The 19,161-nt window shown below is 52.3% G+C and carries 13 protein-coding genes; 8 read left to right on the top strand and 5 right to left on the bottom strand.

Annotation, left to right across the window (positions count from 1 at the left end; translation table 11 throughout):
- Positions 1-19: 19 nt before the first annotated feature.
- Entirely contained in the window at positions 20-646 is a 627-nt protein-coding gene (locus tag H9S92_RS04975; RefSeq protein ID WP_187465606.1) for a hypothetical protein, read from the bottom strand.
- A 300-nt stretch (positions 647-946) separates the two neighbouring features.
- Here H9S92_RS04975 and H9S92_RS04980 point away from each other — a divergent pair, with 300 nt between their 5' ends.
- From H9S92_RS04980 to H9S92_RS05005, 6 genes are all read left to right on the top strand, one after another.
- Complete coding sequence (locus H9S92_RS04980) at positions 947-2,356, top strand: phosphohexomutase domain-containing protein (protein WP_187465607.1); 1,410 nt, start codon at positions 947-949, stop codon at positions 2,354-2,356.
- A 930-nt stretch (positions 2,357-3,286) separates the two neighbouring features.
- Positions 3,287-5,074 (top strand): NACHT domain-containing protein, encoded by a 1,788-nt coding sequence (locus H9S92_RS04985; protein ID WP_187465608.1) that lies wholly within the window; start codon positions 3,287-3,289, stop codon positions 5,072-5,074.
- An 80-nt stretch (positions 5,075-5,154) separates the two neighbouring features.
- Positions 5,155-6,591, top strand: a complete 1,437-nt coding sequence (locus H9S92_RS04990; protein WP_187465609.1) for a hypothetical protein — start codon at positions 5,155-5,157, stop codon at positions 6,589-6,591.
- A gap of 300 nt (positions 6,592-6,891) precedes the next feature.
- Positions 6,892-7,299: a hypothetical protein gene (locus H9S92_RS04995; RefSeq protein WP_187465610.1), complete on the top strand. Its 408-nt coding sequence runs from the start codon at positions 6,892-6,894 to the stop codon at positions 7,297-7,299.
- 88 nt (positions 7,300-7,387) lie between these two features.
- The gene (locus H9S92_RS22200; protein ID WP_246463662.1) at positions 7,388-8,470 is read left to right on the top strand and encodes an alpha-ketoglutarate-dependent dioxygenase AlkB; all 1,083 of its coding nucleotides are present in this window, start codon (positions 7,388-7,390) and stop codon (positions 8,468-8,470) included.
- Positions 8,471-8,560: 90 nt separating this feature from the next.
- Positions 8,561-9,016: a hypothetical protein gene (locus H9S92_RS05005; RefSeq protein ID WP_187465611.1), complete on the top strand. Its 456-nt coding sequence runs from the start codon at positions 8,561-8,563 to the stop codon at positions 9,014-9,016.
- A 76-nt stretch (positions 9,017-9,092) separates the two neighbouring features.
- On the opposite strand, the gene H9S92_RS05010 is transcribed toward H9S92_RS05005, so the two are convergent.
- Entirely contained in the window at positions 9,093-9,782 is a 690-nt protein-coding gene (locus tag H9S92_RS05010; RefSeq protein ID WP_187465612.1) for a hypothetical protein, read from the bottom strand.
- Between the two features lie 42 nt (positions 9,783-9,824).
- Here H9S92_RS05010 and alr point away from each other — a divergent pair, with 42 nt between their 5' ends.
- Complete coding sequence (alr, locus tag H9S92_RS05015) at positions 9,825-12,215, top strand: alanine racemase (RefSeq protein ID WP_187465613.1); 2,391 nt, start codon at positions 9,825-9,827, stop codon at positions 12,213-12,215.
- A 78-nt stretch (positions 12,216-12,293) separates the two neighbouring features.
- Complete coding sequence (locus H9S92_RS05020; RefSeq protein WP_187465614.1) at positions 12,294-13,007, top strand: hypothetical protein; 714 nt, start codon at positions 12,294-12,296, stop codon at positions 13,005-13,007.
- Between the two features lie 343 nt (positions 13,008-13,350).
- Here the strand turns inward: H9S92_RS05020 and H9S92_RS05025 are convergent, their stop codons facing one another.
- From H9S92_RS05025 to H9S92_RS05035, 3 genes are all read right to left on the bottom strand, one after another.
- On the bottom strand, positions 13,351-14,898 hold the full coding sequence (locus tag H9S92_RS05025; RefSeq protein ID WP_222935981.1) for an FG-GAP repeat domain-containing protein: 1,548 nt from the start codon (positions 14,896-14,898) through the stop codon (positions 13,351-13,353).
- Positions 14,895-16,856, bottom strand: coding sequence for a cytochrome-c peroxidase (locus tag H9S92_RS05030; protein ID WP_187465616.1), 1,962 nt, complete (start codon positions 16,854-16,856; stop codon positions 14,895-14,897). The genes H9S92_RS05025 and H9S92_RS05030 overlap by 4 nt, the downstream gene beginning before the upstream one ends.
- A 219-nt stretch (positions 16,857-17,075) precedes the next feature.
- A complete protein-coding gene (locus H9S92_RS05035; protein WP_187465617.1) occupies positions 17,076-18,989 on the bottom strand; it encodes an alkaline phosphatase PhoX in 1,914 nt (637 codons plus the stop codon).
- Between the last annotated feature and the right edge of the window lie 172 nt (positions 18,990-19,161).

Consider the following 19,161-nt stretch of genomic DNA (forward strand, 5'->3'; position numbering starts at 1 on the left):
CCCAGAGGGTCTCAACCTACTAGCCCGCCAGGCGCAACCATTGCACCATGGCCAGAATCAGGAAAAAGCCGCCGATGACGAAGTTGATGTTGCGGGTAAACATGGCGGCGTGGCGGCTGAACCACCCCGCCAGGTGGGCGTAGAGGGAAAAAACGCCGATGGCCCCCACGCCAACGCCGATGGTGTAGGCAAACTTGGGCAGGAAACCCGTGCGGAGGAAGCCGGCCGATACCAACCAACCACCAAGGGCGAAAAAGACCGGAATATTGAGCAGATTCATGGCCGCCATGCCCGCGCCGCGCCAGAAGGGGCCGCCTTTGTAGGGAGCCGCTACCTCCGCCCGCCGCTCCGCCAGCGCCTGGATGCCCTTGATGATGAAGGCCCCCGCCAGAATCAAGAACAGCGGCAAGGCCCAGTTTTTCATCGCCTCCAGGATCTCGGCGTGCTTGGATAGGAAATTGGCAAAAAAGATGGTCGTCCCCGCCTGGATGGCCAAAACCACGGCCAAACCGGCCGAAAAGAGGTAACCCGCCCGCTTCCCTACGCGGAGGGAAGTGGCGACCGATTGCATGTTGAGCATCCCCGGGAACCACGTGGCAGAAAATGCAACGGCGATGCCCAGAAGAAATCCGGTAACTATATCCACGCCGCAAAGGTAAATTGCCCCGCCAAACTGACGGCCACTTTCCGATCAGTAGCAGAGGGGATTCGATGATCGCCGGGTTGGGGGCGGCCCGGGTGGGTGGAGAGAGCCGGGGGGCGGAAGTCCGCTTTGCTCTGCTGCTTTGGCTGGCGGATGGTCCGTTGCCCTAAAAAATCCTTCGGCTGGCAGTTGTTTTCCCAGCTAAAATCCCCACCTTCGCACCTGCGTCCGCGCCCGGTTACCCTAAATTTGGGTACGGAATTTTGGGCAGCTTAAAGGATCACCATAAAAAGAAGCCACGCGATGAACCCAGTAAAGATCAAATTCGGTACCGACGGCTGGCGGGCCATCATTGCCCAGGAATACACCGTGGACAACGTCATGCGGGTCGCCGAAGGAACCGCGCTGTGGCTGAAGCAGCAGGGCAGCTCGCGGGTAGTGATCGGCTACGATTGCCGCTTCGCGGGCGAACTTTTTACCGAGACGACTGCGCGGGTTTTTGGTAAGCACGGCATTACTTCTCTGGTGGCTCCGGGCTACATCACCACCCCCATGGTCAGCCTGGGCGTAGTGAAAACCGGTGCGGACCTCGGCGTGGTCATCACCGCCAGCCACAACCCCCCGAGCTACAACGGCTACAAACTTAAGTCCCGCCTGGGTGGCCCATCCGTCCCCGACGACGTCAGCGCCGTGGAAGCCCTCATCCCCGATGCCGTACCGCAAGACCTGCCCAGCTACGCCGACCTGGTAGAGAAGGGCCTGGTAGAGGTCCACGACTTCGAGCAAATGTACCTTGACCACGTCTACGCCAACTTCGACGTGCCCCTGATCCGCAACAGCGGCATCGGCATTGCCACCGACGCGATGTACGGGGCGGGACAGCGGGCCATGAAAATCCTCTTGCCCGGGGCGGTGCACCTGCACAACGAGTACAACCCCAGCTTCTACGGGCAGGCGCCCGAGCCGATTGGCCGCAACCTCACGGAACTGGCCGAAACCATCAAAAACGACCCCAAACTCGCCTTGGGTATTGCTACCGACGGCGATGCGGACCGCATTGGCCTTTTCGATGCCGACGGAGAGTTCGTCGATAGCCACCACATCCTCCTGCTGCTGCTCATGTACCAGTACGAGTACAAGAACATCAAGCAGGGCGAAGTCATCCTGACCTTCTCCGTCACCGATAAGCTCAAGCAGCTGGCCACGATGTACGGCCTGCCTTACGAAGTGACCAAGATTGGCTTCAAGTACATTGCCGAGATCATGGCTACGCGCGACGTCATTGTGGGCGGCGAAGAATCCGGCGGACTGGCCGTTTCGGGCCACATCCCCGAACGCGACGGCATCTGGATCGGCCTGATGATTGCCGAATACATGGCCAAGACGGGAAAATCCCTCAAGGCCCTCATTGCCGACCTCTACGCCAAAGTGGGTTCGTTCCACTGCGACCGCGACGACGTCCACGTGGAAAACGACCGCAAGTGGGCGCTGGTCAAGCAAGCCGAAGAAAACCCCTGGAAAAAGATTGGTCCCTATACCGTTACCGACGTCCAGCACGTCGACGGCTCCAAATTTTTCCTCGACGGCGAAGACCGCTGGTTTATGGTCCGGCCCAGCGGCACGGAGCCTGTGTTGCGGGTTTACGCCCAGGGTGCGGATGCTGCGGAAGTTCGCAAGATTTTGGATGCGGCTCGGGAGACTATGGGGATATAGTTTTTTTCCTCGGTCCCTCTTAAGCACCGGACGCTCAAAGGTTCGAGGTCCTGAAATGGACTCCGAACTGCAACGCAAATTGCTGATGCAACGAAAACGTCGGGCTTTACCCGACGCTACCCAAGCGTCCCTTCCAGGTGACGGTAAGCGGTGGACCTTTTATAAGTCAGCTGGAGCATCGAACCAACCGCCGATAGGCAGTAACGTAGTGACGCAACGAAAACGTCGGGCTTTACCCGACGCTACACAAGCGTCCCTTCCAGGGACAGTAAGCGGTGGACCTTTTATAAGTCAGCTGGAGCATCGAACCGAACGCCGATAGGCAGTAACGTAGTTATAGTTGCCGATTTGGGCTCGTTACTTATCCAATCCACACGGCATGACGAAGGGCCTCTTTTTCAGCTGGGAAGGTTGCAGTAAAACACTTTTCCGAAGCCTAACTCCCCTACCCCATCCCTGGCTAATTCACTCCGAATCCAATATCTTTCTCCCCCGATGAAATCCTTCGCCCTGTTCCTATTCTCACCATACCTGCCCGATGCTCGCTTCGACGTATGGGGGGCGGAGACTTGTTGGGGGGGGAGGACATATCATCTCTCTAGAAAATATTTTTTGCGGAGGGGTGGATTTTTAGGGGAGTTCACTTACCTTGCGTTTGAACAAGTGCCAAATGGGGTGCTTTGCAAACACCTTGCGGCTTTGCTTTGTCCACCTATTTACTCGAACGCGGTACTGACGTGTGCTATAGCCAGGAGGTGCTGGGCTACAAAGACAGCAAGACCACTTTGCTTTATACTCATGTTTCGGATCAGTACCTGCGCAGTATCTTCAAACCTTTGGATGACCTGCTGGGTGGGTGGGGGGGGAGTTGTGAGGGTTGTTGCGGGGATAGGGTAGTTAGCTGCAAAAAAATAATTGAAAACAGTTAGAATGAAAGAATTAAGAGAGGTAATTAACTATTATCTTAAAACGCATGATACAGAATGGCTACAAGATGATATGAGTTTCATAATATCATTAATTGCATTAATTGGCACTATAACAATTATTTTATTAAAATTTTTTAGATATGTAATCGAAAATTACAAAAAAAGGTTACTAATAAAAGATATGTCGCCGTTTTATACGTATTCCGAGGTTCACAAAGCAACAAATAATTTTATCGAACCAAGAAGCCAGAATGTACCACCAAATGATTTTGAAGAATTATCCGAGAATAACTCGATAGTAATATCTAAACCCATAATCGACTTCTTTATGGATGAAGGCTTTACAGATAATAATAATAGTAGCGGAAAATTCTATTTTATCCTTGCTGGCGCAGGGATGGGGAAAACCACCTTTTTGCTGAACCTTTATTTAAAATATAAATATTCGTTTTTTAAATTTTGGGCCAGAAATAAGTATTCAATTCTGATGTTTCCTTTAGGATATGAAGACGTAGATAGCGAAATTGAAAAAATTAAAAATAAAGAAAACACCATTTTATTACTTGATGCTTTTGATGAAGACATGAAAGCTTCTCATGACATAGAAAAGAGATTGGATGACTTATATGAATTGACATGGAGATTCAGAAAAGTTGTTATTACATGTAGGACACAGTTTTTCGCGAATGAAAACAGCGAACCTAATTTAACCAAAGTTAAGAAGTATGGAGGAGAAAAAGGTTTTCATAATGTTGGAAAGTTGTATTTATCTCCGTTTGATGATAAAGAAGTCACGACTTATTTGAAAAGGAAATTTATATACAGATTATTCCCTAAGTTTAGAAAATATAGTAATGCCAAATCAGTAATGAATCACTCAGGTGACTTATTAGTTAGACCCATGTTGCTTTCTTATATAGATACAATACTGGATACTCCTATTCCTAAGTATTCATTACCTAATCTGACATATAGCAGTTTAATTAAGTCTTGGCTTCAGCGAGAATCAAATCGAAATACACCTGATGATAGAGAAGTTTACTTCAACAATCTCTATGACTTCTCAGTTGAAGTTGCCAAGCATGTGTACGTGAATAGCATATCTGATTTAAGAATTTCACAAGAAGAGGCTATTAAAATTGCAGATGACAATCATATAGTCCTTAACAAAATAGACGTTACGAGTAGGTCACTATTAAATCGAGACTCAAAGGGCTTCTATAAGTTCTCCCATAAATCAATACTTGAATATTTTTTGTCAATATATCTTCTTAGGAACAATTCCGAAGTTTTAAAATTTGATTTTAAATCATTTGATTTATGTGGCAGGTTTTATTTATTTTACGGCTTGACAATAGGTTATAAAAAACTTCAGTATTTAAAAATTAGAGATATTCATCAAGGAAAGTCTATTTATTTCGACGATTCCGAATGGAGTGATTTTTGTAGGCATGGTGCAAATAGATGTATTGGGGAAATTGAAAATATATTGTACTTGTACATCAACTTTAGAAATAAAATCGGGCTGGAATACAGTGGAATGATTTCGTACCCTCATTACGAGTATTCAGTCATGCGTTCAAAAAGCGAGAATTTGCTTGATGGAGAAGAATCTTTTTTAAAAGCAAGAATAGAACTTAGTTCAGTTTATGAATCAATTAAGAATAATAAAAGCTATATGGAATACTTGCAAACTTATCAGAAGAAGAATGCTTATAATAACTCAGTAGATGAATCACTTTACGAAGGTTTAGAGTTAGAGGTTAATGAAAAATCGATTAGACCATAAATGAAGCTAACACTGCGCCACCCTCAACCGGCTAAGGCCGGCTGCGGTGGCCCTTCCGTTACCATCCATAAAAGTAATTAATGGAAGAAGATAATAAATTCAAACCAGTGGATATTACCAAGATTGGCCCAATGTGGCAATTAGAAGGCGATATTATATGGTGGCCAGTCAAATCAAGACCTTTAGTTGGTTTTGAAATTAAAGATATCGAAGGAACAGAACAGTTTTTTCAATCAATACATAATGCCGCAAACAGTTGGTGGGAATCTTTTCCCAACTGTTGTGATACACATAAAAAATTTAACTCTTTACCTAACTTTGACAAAGAAGAATACAATTTTGTCAAAGATCAGATTTATAACAGTGTACGATATTTCATTCATTGCTTAGAAACTAATATAGATAAAGAAGATTGGTTTCAAAGAATTACAGAATATTATGATTATCTTAATTGGAATTTTGGAAGTCCAAGATGGGGAAGCCATCTGTTCGATAATTCAATTACAAACTTTATTGACTGGGCTAAATTTGACCATATTGAATTCACAGATGAAATGAAACTCAGTCTCTTAGAACACATCTCACCAGGTAGACTTGAAATCGAAAATCGGAAGAAAAAAAATGGTGATATTGGAGAGTTGTATCAAATATTTGAAAAATGGCTAAACTCAATGCCAAGTATAGGTGAAATATCGAAAATAAAGGAAAGGCTCACTGGTAAATTGCCCATGAATTTATTCATAACCAATACAACTCCAAATAGATACTCTGGAATCGCTATATCTAATGTAAAGAGTAATGATCAATTGGTTTTAGATCTGGAATCATACAGTAAAACTCTACTTTTAGCAGTTGAGACAACAATCAAAAATAAATTCTTAGAAGATAATCAGGCAGTTATACAATTGATCAATGAAAAATTAAGAATTAGACAAGTAAAATTGTTTAAATCAAATTCAAATATTAATCAAGCGGCAGAAAAATTGGTTTCAGAATGGCTCAATATGTGGATTGATTATTTCCTTGAATTTAAATCTGTTGATACAGATGGTAAATTAAATGAACTTATAAGAGATACTAATACATTTATGCATAGGTATATCGAAATATTTGACGTATTAGATTCAAAAATCGCAGAACTTAAATGTGTGGTTACTGATTTTATGGAATCAGTAGATCAACATATAAAGGATGCTTTACAATTATCGACTGAAGAAATAATCAATGATCCAAAAATAGGAAGTCTATCAGAAGGTGAACTAACAAAAATTCTAAAGGCCATCACAACCAAGTTAGAAACAGCGGGTAACAATAAAACAACAAATGTCATTAACGCTACCAACAAATCAACTATAGCTGTTAAACATAAACTAAAATTATCTATCCCATTGTTTTTATTTACCAAGTATGAGGGAGAAATAGAGTTAGGAAATAACCAACATTTGCCAAAAAATCTGAAAGAATTGAAATCGCTATTGTTTAAAAACAAAGAAAATACGGATGGTAACAAGCCGTGACCACGATCATGCCTTCTAAGTCAGCACGATGGGTACGACCGATCCATTAACCACCTGCCACCCCTCAATCATAAGGAACGAGCCTCTGCAAAAATTGTAACCCGAATCTCCCCCAATACCCAGCAGCTTTCCGCTGGAGAAGTAAGGGTCAAAGCGTGATGGGCTATAGTTTTGAGCCGGAAGATTTGGATAGGAGGAGGGGAAGGCGTAGATTTGGCTGGTGGCTAATAATGGCTGTGCGGGAGGCCCTTCCATTCGATCGGGGGGGCGCATAGCCTGGGCGTTAGCAAGCATTAAAAAATGAACGACAAGGTTTACATAAAAATTGACGCCCCGAAAGGGAAACCTTCACCTCCACCAGAACGACTAAAAAGGACAATGGAGAATGCCGTTGTCAAAATCTTGACGACAATTATTCCAAAAGCAAATCCCGACTTTGAACACCTGCTGGACAAAGTCGACCACTGGAAAATTGAATTTGACAAAACGGAAAACGCGGCTTGGAGAGAAATAGGGTTTGACAAGGACGGAGTTTCGATTGTAGCAATGCCGCTCGGAGACAATTATGGTTTTTGGACAGACAACCAACTGACGATGGACGACTACGAAAATTTTGACCCGAAACTAATAACAAAGGAAGAGTTTGACAGCGACTGGACAGACTTTGAAAAGAAAAATCAAAAAATAAAGCTTGCCAACAAAGGTTAACAAAACATGCCCTTCGGGACACGTTGGTTAGCCGAGACCACTACATAGCCAAATTAAAATTGACGTTTTCCTTTTGGACAAATGAAATATGAATAAAGTTCTCAAAATTGGGGTGGTAGGATTCAGTAGCAATCAATTTGATCGACAAGCTGCTGTCAGAATACTGGAAGCTGAATTTAAAAAACTAGCCCAAAAACATTTGGGGCATCGATCCATAGAAATTGTCAGTGGCTACACCGCTATGGGGGTCCCTAAAATTGCTTACGAACTGGCGGAAAAATTTGGCTTTACTAAAGTGGGGTTTAGCGCCCGCCAAGCTTTCAAGGTGAAAAGCGGATTGTATAAAGTAGATAAAGAAATAATTATAGGAGAAAAATTCGGAGACGAATCCGTTGATTTTATCGAATACATCGATGGATTGATTAGGGTAGGCGGTGGACAACAAAGTAGAAACGAAGTTGAACTATTCAAGGAAGCAAATAAAGAATTGCCCATAGATAAAATTTTGAAAGAGTACGAAATAGCATGGCTTGGGATCAAACCCAATATCACTTCACCACCATCAAATGTGCCGCCAATGGAAAAAAATACGAACGAGAAAATTATTTTAAAGCTAGATGAAGACCACGAAATCACCATTTACCGAGGGATCCAGGAATTTCAACTTTCGGCACCTGACTTTAAGCACTTATGGGAAAGCCATCCAAGTGAATTTCACGAAGTTATGATGCATGGGAAGTTAGTGAAAACCCCAAGATGGCAGCAAGCCTACGGTAAAAGCTATGAGTATACCGGATCAAAAAACAATGCCCTACCAATAACTGAAGAGCATTTAAAATATCTAGCCTGGTGCAAGAAAGAGGTGGACGACAGAATAAACGGGTTGCTGATCAATTGGTATTCTGGAGAATTACAGCACTACATAGGGAAGCACCGAGACTCCACCAAAGGCCTCATGAGCGGCAGCCCAATCGTCACCATCTCCCATGGCGGTGAGAGGGTATTCAGATTCCGGCCTTTCCGTGGAGAAGGTTTTATGGACATCACAGTAGAAGATGGGGATGTTGTTATAGTTCCCTGGAAAACCAATAAAAGTTTCACCCACGAAGTTCCCTATCACAAGAAGTTCACGAAGGACAGAATCTCCATAACGCTGAGGGCGTATGAGTAATCTTGAACAGTATGGACTACAAAACCCACTACCTAGAGTACACCTGTGCCCTCGGCCAACCCTCAAACCATTCACCAAAACGACTAAACAATGAAATCATCACATCACCTAAATGCTTTAGCTTTCACCATTCCACTCCTTTTGCTTGCCTGCGTCAAGGCAGATAAGGCACCCATCAGCGCTGCTGACATGTGGGGTTGCCATCGCGCCGTAACTTGGGATTCCTTAAGTGTAAAAGAAGCTTTGACGGGCGAATGGAAGTGGGAATACATCGGTTGCTACTGGAATTATGAGGATGCCAACTACGATGAATTTGCTGGATTAACCATCGAATTTAACGCCGATAGCACGCTGGAGGTAAGAGAAAACGGGGTACTGACCCAAACCTCGAATTGGGAAGTTGTCATTCGCGATGGCGACTTATTTGGGATTGACGTCGACCCACGGGTGCATCAACTTTATGGACGAATATTACTCTGTAACGACCGAGTAAAATTTGACCACAGCTACATTGACGGATGCGACAACTTTTTCAAAAGGCGGTAGTCGGAACCATTGAATCCTCAAACTGCCCAGCCATTGGTGTCTTAAAAAGGTACGCTACAAAAGCCTAAACCCCGATTTAAAAACGCTCCTCCTCCAGCATCTTAAAAAACCACCAAACGAGCAAAGCCGATTCCCCCTGGTAATCGCTCGGGCGCAAGGCGGCCTGGTACCGTTCCATGACGACTTCGTCTTTGGCCAAAAAGCTGCGCAGGGTGACCAATAACTTGGTGTAACGGGGGAAGTCAGCGGCCAGCGGCACCTCCCGCGCGCCGAGTTTTGAACAGACGGTTTGCAAAGTGGCGGTGCTGTAGGGAGCGTAAATCAACGGGTACTGCCCGCTGAGGTAGAGCGAGGCCATTTCGTAATCGTCCTGGTGATAATGACTGGGCGTGCGGTCTTTGGGATGTTGATCCCGGTAGCGGTTGAACAGTTCGTTGATGTAAAAAACGAAGCGGGAAACCCGGCCTTCTACGGAGCGGTCTTCGCTGAAGAGATCGCGGAAGGCTTCGCGGACGAACTCCGTTTCCCAGCGCATGAGCAGGAGCATGGACTGCTTGGGGTCGTAGCCGTTGCGGCGGTAGTGGCGGCGGTTGGTTTTGCTATCGAGGGCCAGATCGTAGGCGGCAGCCAGGTCCTTAGCCTCTACGTTGAAGTGCTGTTGCCAATTTTGCTGGGTTTCCCAGTAGGGTAAAAACCGGGCGGCGGCTTCGGTGGGCAGCCAATCGCGAAAGGTGGCAACGGCAGCTTGAATTTTGGGAACTTGCATCTTGGCGGGGTTAGGCCGCGAAATTACGTTTACTTTCGCCGGGTGAATACCTCGTACGACGGTTCGGCAGCGGCTTTGGCCGCACTATACGCCACTTACGGTGGCTTCGACCTGCTGGTGGACTCCCGGCGGCTGACCCAACCCGCGCGCACTTTGTTTTTTGCCCTGCCCGGCAGTCGGGTGGATGGGCACAGTTTTTTGGGTCCCCTCGTGGCAGCCGGGGTGCGGCACTTTGTCGTCCGGCACTCCCCCACCCCGGAGGATTTGGCCGCTTGGCTACCGGAAGGAGAAGAGGAGGCACCCCACTTCATCGTTACCGAAGCCGTTTTGGACTTACTACAAGACCTGGCTGCGCACCACCGACGGCAGTTCACGCTACCGGTATTGGCCATTACGGGCAGTAATGGCAAGACGATCGTCAAAGACTGGTTGGCGGAGGCTTTGGGTCGGCATTTTCGGGTCTGCGCCAGTCCCCGCTCCTTCAATTCCCAGATCGGAGTACCGCTTTCCGTCTGGCAGCTGCGCCCCGAGCACGAGATAGCCATCTTCGAAGCCGGGATCAGCGAGGCGGGAGAAATGGACCGCCTGGCCCGCATCATCCAACCGACGCTCGGCTTGTTCACGGTTTTGGGCAGTGCCCACGCCGCTGGTTTTGCTAGTGAAGAAGCGAAACACTTGGAAAAACTTCGTCTTTTTAACGGCGTAGCGCGCGTGATTGTGGCGGAAAGCGACGTGGCGACGCGCGAGATTTTGGCGGCGCAGGACATTCCCACCGTCCTGCACCGCGGAGTAGGCGAAGAGGCCGTTGAAGTAGTGGGTAAAACGCTAGCGCTGGCCCTGCCTCCCGGGCTGCCGGGCATTTACCGGGAAAACGCCTACGCGACGGCGGCGGCGGCCTATTCCCTGGGCCTGGAACCCGCTGCCATTCTTGAAGCTTCGCGACTTTTCCAGCCCCTGGCCAATCGCCTGGAGCAGCGGGCGGGCCTGCACGGCGGACCGGTGATCAACGACAGCTACAGCAACGACCGCAGCGCCCTGGCCGCCGCCCTGGATTTTGCCGAGGCCCAGAACCCCTTCCCCCGGCTCTGCCTTATCCTGGGCACCCTGCAAAGCACGGGAAATGGCGCAGACCTCGACGATCTCCTGGCCCTCCTGCGCCCGCGGGTGAGCCGACTCATCACCGTAGGGCAGAGCAATGCGGCGCTGGCCCAGGCCTTCCAGCCCAGCCAACATTTTGCAACGGTAGAAGCACTCTTGGCGGAACTGGACACCCTCAGCTTCGGCGCGGAAAGTATTCTGGTGAAAGGGGCCAGTCGGGAGCGCTTCGACCGCATTGCCGATGCCTTGAGCCGGCAGCAGCACCGGACGCTCCTTAGGTTGGATCTCTCCGCGCTGCGCCACAACTTCGCCCACTACCGTAGTTTGGCGGGCAGCGGTATGATCGTCATGGTCAAAGCCTCCGCTTACGGCGGCGGCTCCTTGCCAGTGGCGCGGGCCCTGGCCAGCGCCGGAGCGGAATACCTGGCGGTGGCCTACGCCGACGAAGGAAAGACGCTCCGCGCCGGTGGCATTACCCTGCCCATCATGGTGTTGAACGCCGAGCCATTTGCTTACCACCAACTGGAGTCCGCCCGCCTGGAGCCGGTGGTTTACGACCTCGAAGGGCTGCGGCAGGCGGCGCGCTGGGGACTCCGCGTTCACCTGGAACTGGACACGGGCATGGGGCGTCTGGGCTTCGGGACGGCCGACCTCCCTGGCCTCCTGGCCGCCCTACCCCACCTGGGGGCGGAAGGACGCATCGCCTCCGTTTTCACCCACCTGGCGGCCAGCGAGGCCGCTGAACACGACGCATTTACCCGCGAACAGATCACCCAATTTGCCGCAGCCTGGGAAGCCATCGTTGACGCGCTGGGCTACCCGCCCCCCCGGCACGTTTTGAACACCAATGGCATCAGTCGTTTCCGGGCATTTGCCTACGAGTTCGTCCGGCTCGGCATCGGGCTGTACGGCATTGGTGACCCGGCGCAAGCGGGGATGACCCGGCCGGTGCTCCAGTTGAGTACGCGGGTGAGCCAGGTCTACACCCGGCCGGCGGGAACGAGCGTAGGCTACGGGCGGCGGGGCCGGCTGGAGGAAGAAAGCCAAATTGCGGTGCTCAGCATTGGCTACGCCGACGGCTTACCCCGGCTGGCAGGCGAAGGACGTTTTGCGGTGTTGCTCCACGGAAAACTGGCCCCGACGGTGGGCGCGATTTGTATGGACATGACGATGGTGGACGTCAGCGCCATCCCCGAAGTACGGGCGGGCGATGAAGCCATCATCTTCGGCCCCAGCCACCCCATCGAGCTGTTGGCGACGGCTGCCCAGACGATTCCCTACGAGCTGCTGACCGGCATCGGGGAACGGGTACACCGGGTATATTCCGGGGAATAAGCGCAAAAAGAGCCCGAACCCGCAGGAATCTGCACGATATTGTTTCACAAAAGCTAATTTAGCTGCTAAAACACCACTATGATTGAGTTCTTTCACCGGGCCAGGCACTGGATGCTCTTCATTCCTCTGTTGTTCCCTACCCTTTTACAGATCTATCTGCAATCGGCCTACTTTCAGGCGATCAGTCGCTTTCAGGTCGAAATGCAGACGAACCCCGGCAACGTTGATGCGGTTATTCCAGACTTACACGCCTACGCTGGTCAGTTTAATATCTACCTGTTGGTCATGGCCGTCAGTTTTGCCGTTATGCTGGTTTGGTACTTCGCCGTGGGGGGAGGTTTGCAGCACTACCTCCCGGAGGGCACTGGCCTGAAACCCCAGCGCATGCGCCTAGCCCTGCTTGCGCTGGGCATCCTGATGCTGGTCTTTTTGGGCACGCTGCACCAGGTTTACCACTGGGCCGCAGATACCTTTTCCGGCTTCGATCTGGAGGGGCAGGAGGAGCCGCCGGGCTTTGACGGCGAAAATTTCCTCACCACTTTCATGACCTGGTTTGGGGCAACCATGCTGTTTTTCTTGCTGTACGCCCTTGCCTACATTTACTGCGCTTACTACGCGGGCAAGACCCTGAAATCGATCGAACTGGGCCGTCCTGCGCGGGGCAGCGAGGTGGCCGGGTACGCCGTGTTATCCGCCTTCCTCGTCATTGGCGTGTGGATTTTACAGCCCAAAATCAATCGCCTGGTGGAAACGGGCACGATGGCCAATCCGGGCGACAATTCAGTTTGGTAAGGCGGACATTTCAGTTACAAAGCCTAGCAAACGGCAATAGCTTACCCTAATATTTGCGCGGACGCAGGTGCAGGGGAAGGTCAACTGCGCCCCCGGCCCTGCAATGGGCTAATGCGCCCTCCCTTCCCAAAACTGCGGGACGAGCGCAGCTCCGCAACGGTCCCCCGGCACGAAAAGTACTTTCGAACATATTCGAATGTTGGTGCGGTTTGCCTGCGCCGCCCCACCCCATCCGGAGTACTTTCGAACATGTTCGAATGTTGGGGAAAATGGCCACACTAGCCCTCCCCCCCTTTGCTCTTACCGACCTTCCCAGCACCTGCGCCCGCGCCCGTAAATTGACCTACCGCACCAGGTTTTCCCACAGTACGAAGGGCAGGCCCTGACGGAGCCAGTTGGCCATTCGATTTTTATCTGGCACGGCCTCCAGCGCCAGACAACCGGCCACTAAATCAGCGTCCCCATCGCCGTCAAAGTCTCCCGCGTCGAGCACCATGAAGCGTCCCCGGTCGCCACCCGGCAAGCGCCTGGCGAGAAAAGTACCCGAGGCCTGGGCTTCAAAAAGTACCGCACCAGCCTCCGATGTCTCCGTATAATCCGGAAAAAAGGAAATGGCCGCAATGTCTTGCCTGCCATCCTGGTTAAAATCGGCTACCGCAGCGCCGTAGGCCCCGGGAAAAGGGAGAAAAACCGCTTCGGAAAAATGTCCCGCAGCATCCCCGGTGTAGATCCGGATGCCGTGGTAGGGTTTTACTGGCGCGACGTAATCTGCGTTGTCTCCGTTCGTGTAAAGGATGTCGGGAAATGCATCGCCGTTCCAATCGACCAACTGCAGCGAGCTGGAACCGTAAGCGGCCGGGAAGGCCAGCACCCGCTCCTGCTCCACCCCAGCGGCCGTGAAGCGATAGCGGATGATTTCCTCCTTACCCTGCCCGAACAGCACGTAAACCGTGGGCACTTGCGCCGCCGTATCGGCCACCACCGCCAGCGCACCGCTGCGCGGGGAGAGGGTCGTGGCCTTATAGCGCCCATCCGCCCCGGGTGTCCAGCGGGATACCCGGCCGGTCCACTTGCCAAATTCGGTGACCACAATTTCCGGTGGTCCCGGGAGACCGTTCTCCAGCAAAACCAGGCTGGTGGGGCGTTGCAAGCCGTCGGCCAGTACCGTCTGCCCGCGGGGCGTAAAGTGCAGTAATTGTCCGGTCCCTTCCTCCGTTGGCGAAAAGCTGCCAATGGTTACCCCATAGGCGGCCGGGCCGTTTTCCGCCAGGTCCGTAAGACCACGCCCGGTCGCAACCGTCCCGACGGCGGCCAGCGTACGATCAAAGGTCAGCAGTTGGGCTTTGTTGATGTCCGCCATCGCCAGCCCTCCCTCCGGGAGTATCCGGACCCAGGAAGTGGAAGGTGGAGACAGGAACACCGCGGGGTAGCGGACCCGGAAGCCACTTGCGGTTTCCTCCGCTTTAAATGCCGTGGGGGGCAGGCGTAGGGGCGCGCTGCTCAGGTAGTAGTCTTTGATCCGCTGCCAATCGGCCGGGTCAATCTTTGGGGTCGGAGGAAAAACATTGGCTGTTTCCAGGCGCATCCGTTCTGCGGGTGCGTCACCCAGCAAGCTGGCACGGGAAACGTCCGCCGGATAAATGCCCACGAAATACCCCATGCGTGGGAAAACTACGCTGTCCCAGATTCCCCGGGGCAACTCAGCAGGATCGGGACGAAGGTGGCAACTGCCGCAATTGCCTTCTACGAGCTCCGCCAGGTCAGGATCTCCGGTTGGCCGATCGGGGCGGTCTCCTGCCGTTTGGTGCGGAGCCGGGGGAGCGCTTTTCTCCTCCCTTCCGCAGGAGGGTGCAAAGAGCAAAAGCAGTGAAAGAAGAAAGACTGACTTCATCGGCTTGGCCCGCCCACCTGGCGGAGGTTCCAGTCGGGGTGGTTCTCGAAGGCGGGGAGGGCCTCCGGGCGCTGGCTGAGTTCCGTAAAATCGGTAAGGCTTTCCATAAAGATAATAATGGCCTGGATCTCTTGGTCCGCTAGTTCCAAAGGATCGGGCGGCAGGGTCTGGTGGTCGAGGTGAATGCCAATGCCGGCCCCGCCGCCGCGATTGTAAAAGTCAATTACCTCATGGAGGGTTTGGTAAACGCCGTTGTGCATGTAGGGCGCGGTGGCGGAGACGTTACGCACGGTGGGCGTCTTGAAGGCGTAGGCATTAAAGTAGGCCTCGTCCCGGGGTTTGCCACTGCGCAGGCGGCCCGGATCGGGGTCCACCACCGCCCCTTCCCACTGGAGGCTGGCGGGCACGCCCAGTACTTCGCTTTCGTTTTCATCGTAGAACGGGGGCACCAGCCCCGCAAAGGTGGGGGCAAAGTGACAGGTCCCACACGCAGCTTTGCCCATGAAGAGGTTGAAGCCCAGGCGCACCTCCCCGGCAATTTCCTCCGTTTCACCGCGGGCGTAGCGGTCAAAGGGACTGTTCAACCCTTGCAGGCCCATTACGTAGTGGCTCAAGGCATCGGAAATGCTCCACTTGCTGATTTCGTAGCCGGGCTGGTCGGCGTAGGCCAGGCCAAACAGGTCGCGGTACTCCCGGCTTTCCCGCAGGCGGTTTTCCAAAGTCACGAAGTCGGTGGCAAACTCTGCGTGGCTGCTCACCACGTGCTGCATCTGCCGCTCCAGGAAGTCTTCGCGCAGGTCGTAGAAAAAGGCTGCGGCGAATACGCTGTTGACCAGCGTGGGGGAGTTGCGGAGCAAATGCCTGCTTCCTTCGTTGCCCAGGCTGCGGGGGTACCCATCGGTAAAGGCGCGTTCGGGCTGGTGGCAGCTGGCGCAACTCATTTGCAGGTTGGCGCTGAGGACGGGATCAAAAAAGAGCAATTCCCCCAGCTTTTGGCGGGCGGCGGAGTTGTCCGTTTCCGTCAGGTTGGCGTAGTAGTTGGCGTTGAGCCAGTCGGCATCGAAGAGGGAACCGGCGGCTTTGACGGGCGAAGGCAGTGCCTGCCAATCCCGGGAAGACTCGATGTCGAGTATTTTTTGGGCCAAGGGCAGCGAACGGGTAAGGGGGTTGATGACCTCCCGCAGAAAACGCAGGCGGTCAAAGTCAGAGAACTCCACCTCTCCCCGCAGCAAAGTCTGGGCGGCGGCAAAAGCAGCCGTGATGGTAACGTCAAGTGCCGTATCGCGTGCCGCCACAAAAGGTGAGTAATACCCATAGGCGGTGGCCATCGCTTGCAAGGCAACCGCCGCTTCGGGCAGTGCTGCAACGGAGCCGGGAGTGTCAAAGCCGGTCACCCCGAGGGTAAAGACGCGGATGGCCTCCTGCTGCAAGGCTTCAAAAACATAGCGGTGCTGAAGCTGGATGCCCAGCATTTGCCGGTGGAGCAGCGTGTAGTCTTTACGCAACTTTTCCGCCAGTACGAGGATTTCTTCCCGCTGAAATTCTTCGCTGAACGCCAATTCATCCAACACCTGTAAACCCGAAGGAGCGATCACGTTAACGTAGGGCACCGAGGGCTCCGCTTTGGGCAGCGGGGCACCGTTGAGGTGGAGATTTACGGTAGATGGCTGGGCAAAAGCCAACCAATACTCAATTTTCTTGAAAGCCATCCGCGCTTGGGTGTGTACCGCGCGCACGTCCGCTGGGCCGGTTTCTTGCTGGCCAGCGAGAGCAACGTAGCGGTCCAGGCAGTAGGCAAAGTGGTCCATATCCCGCTTTAAGTCCTGAGAAGTTTGGGTCAGTGCCACTTCGAGGGCGGGGGAAGCAGCATATGGCCGGCCAAGTTCCAGGGTGTGGCCAATGCTGATGTAGCCAAGGGACAAAAGGAAAAACTTTAATCCGAACTCTAGTAATCTCATGGTAGTAGATAAATTTTATCGGCCGCCTAAGACGGGAGAAAAAGTGGGGCTGGCACGAAACGATTCCTGCCAGCCCAAAGACTCGATAAAACTGGTAATACAAAAAAAACTGTTCCTCATCACCAAACGGCTTGAATCCTCCGCAAAGGAAGGATTCAACCGTTGGAAAAAAAGCTAGGTGGCTGCTATTCCTCCGTGGAATAGCAGCCACGGGAAGACTTACTGCTTCACCAGCTCAACAACCTGCCCTTCGCCGTTGCGGAGGTAGTAGATGCCACTGGGGAGGAGCGATACGTCGATCTGGCTGACGTTGCGGTAAACTTGCAGGCGTTGGCCCTGGGCATTGTACAGTGCGATGTCCTGTACTTTGTTCAGGAAAACTTCCTGCAGCGTGGGGTTCGGGTAAATGTTGAAGGCGTCGCCCTCTTCAATATCCGGAGCGGTGAGGTTGCTGACCGTCAGCTCGTCGAAGCCGTGGATGGCAAAGGTCAGCGAGTGGTTGAAGGGGAAAGGGTTAGAACCGCTGGGGTGCTGGCTGTTGACGAGCAGGCTCTTACCATCGGGCGTGGGCATTGCACCAGTGATTTCGGCACCGAGTGGCGTAGCGGTAATGCGGATGAGGTCTTCGGTGGTCGCGTCCTCAATTTCCAGGTCCAGCAGGAACAACTCACACATCCGGTGGCGAATGCCCATACCAGCGCCAGCGGAGGTGTTTTCGAAGGGCATGCGACCGAAAGTCTCCCCGTTCAGGTCTTCACAAATCACCAAAAACTGGTGGTCATCGATGGTCATTACGTTGAGGCCGTCGGGGTTGGAGAGGTGCTTGGAGGGGTAGTCGGCCTGGGTCGGGCTGACGGCGAAGAAGGGGCCACCCTCGATCTGTACGCTGATTTCCTCGGTGGTAGGGTCGTACTTGAGTACGCGGCCGTAGTAATCCCGGTAAGTGTCGTTAACGTCGGGCTCGGTAAGGCCCTGCTCCTCGGCGCGGGCCTGGTGGTGGGGGGCGTAAACGGCACCGGCGGCGCGGGCGGCACGCCAGTCGCTGCCGGGAGTATCGGCACCGGTTTCGGTCATGTAGATCATGCCGGTAGCGGGGTCAACGGTTACCCACTCAATGCGATCGAACATCGTTGCCCCTACGGCGATGGCCTGGGCGGAGAAGTCCAGCATATTGGCCTTGGTCTCGCTGATGGTGATCCACTTCTGGCTGCCATCGTGCTTGAACACCTGTACCTCGCCCTTAGTAAAATCGCCGGGGGTATCGGCCACGAAGCGTACCCAGAAGGCGGGGGTGTCATCTACTCCGAGGTAGATGTATTTGTTATCGGGGGATACCGTGCCTCCTTCGAAGCCCTGGCGGCCGAAGTTGTACTGCTTGCGGATGGCCTTGGCCTGGCGGGGATCGATTTCTACCATCCAGTTGAAATTCTCGTATTTCCTGATGGTTTCGCCATCCATGAAGGGGAACTCGGGGGCATCAACCGTAAAGTCGGCCGTATCGCGAACGCCCTGGTTGGTGGTGCTTCCGATGCCATAAGGACCCGATCCATTGGGGTTGTTGTTAGAGAAACTGCCGTTGTTGATGGAGCTGTTGTCACCCCGGAACCACTCTTCTGCGGTCCAGATGCGGCCATCCACTACACTGGAAATGCCACCGCAGTTCATGCCGGTTTCACCGACGGTATTGGCGAAGTCAACATTGAAGAATTTGCCCTTGCGGCCGTCTTCCAGGGTCTGGTCCATGACGACGAGGTCGCCGGTGATTTCGTCGCGCTTTACGCGGAAGGTCGTCATGCCCCCACCGTCGCCGATGCGGTCGTCGCGGTAGATGCTTTCGTGGTTTACGGATACCCAGCCCAGACTGCCGCCGTCGGTGTCGGGGGTAAAGCCAATGAAGTCGTGCCATTCCTTGGCGTGGGTCTGGCCAGCTTCGTTGCCGTAGGTAGCGGTAGTCTGTACCATATCGGTACCGCCGATGAAGAGCACCTGCAGGCTCAGTGGGCTGCCGGGCATAACCACACGGCGGGGGGTGTAGTCGGCCGGAGCGTCAATTTCGAAGGGGAAGACCAGCTGGGCGGAAGCCTGGCTGGCCCCGAGCAGGATTAAAAGGGAAAGAATGTAGAGTGATCTCATGATGAATTGGATGGTTTTGAACCACAAAAGTCCTGCCCCAACGTCAAGCCCAGATGCCCTGAAGTTTAGGAAAAGATGAAGACAAGAAATTGATTGTCAATTCTTTGTTAGTGGAGTGTTACGCAATTATTGCCAAAAATCTTCCGCAATTTTACTTCTAGTTTACCTGCAG

The organism is Neolewinella lacunae (assembly GCF_014349155.1).
GTDB classification, from domain to species: domain Bacteria; phylum Bacteroidota; class Bacteroidia; order Chitinophagales; family Saprospiraceae; genus Neolewinella; species Neolewinella lacunae.

Coding starts and splice junctions, on each gene's coding strand:
- H9S92_RS05010 (WP_187465612.1), bottom strand. CDS start 9,782: ATGCAAGTTCCCAAAATTCAAGCTGCCGTTGCCACCTTTCGCGATTGG.
- H9S92_RS05020 (WP_187465614.1), top strand. CDS start 12,294: ATGATTGAGTTCTTTCACCGGGCCAGGCACTGGATGCTCTTCATTCCT.
- H9S92_RS04985 (WP_187465608.1), top strand. CDS start 3,287: ATGAAAGAATTAAGAGAGGTAATTAACTATTATCTTAAAACGCATGAT.
- H9S92_RS04995 (WP_187465610.1), top strand. CDS start 6,892: ATGAACGACAAGGTTTACATAAAAATTGACGCCCCGAAAGGGAAACCT.
- H9S92_RS05030 (WP_187465616.1), bottom strand. CDS start 16,856: ATGAGATTACTAGAGTTCGGATTAAAGTTTTTCCTTTTGTCCCTTGGC.
- H9S92_RS05005 (WP_187465611.1), top strand. CDS start 8,561: ATGAAATCATCACATCACCTAAATGCTTTAGCTTTCACCATTCCACTC.
- H9S92_RS04990 (WP_187465609.1), top strand. CDS start 5,155: ATGGAAGAAGATAATAAATTCAAACCAGTGGATATTACCAAGATTGGC.
- H9S92_RS22200 (WP_246463662.1), top strand. CDS start 7,388: ATGAATAAAGTTCTCAAAATTGGGGTGGTAGGATTCAGTAGCAATCAA.
- H9S92_RS04980 (WP_187465607.1), top strand. CDS start 947: ATGAACCCAGTAAAGATCAAATTCGGTACCGACGGCTGGCGGGCCATC.
- H9S92_RS05025 (WP_222935981.1), bottom strand. CDS start 14,898: ATGAAGTCAGTCTTTCTTCTTTCACTGCTTTTGCTCTTTGCACCCTCC.
- H9S92_RS05035 (WP_187465617.1), bottom strand. CDS start 18,989: ATGAGATCACTCTACATTCTTTCCCTTTTAATCCTGCTCGGGGCCAGC.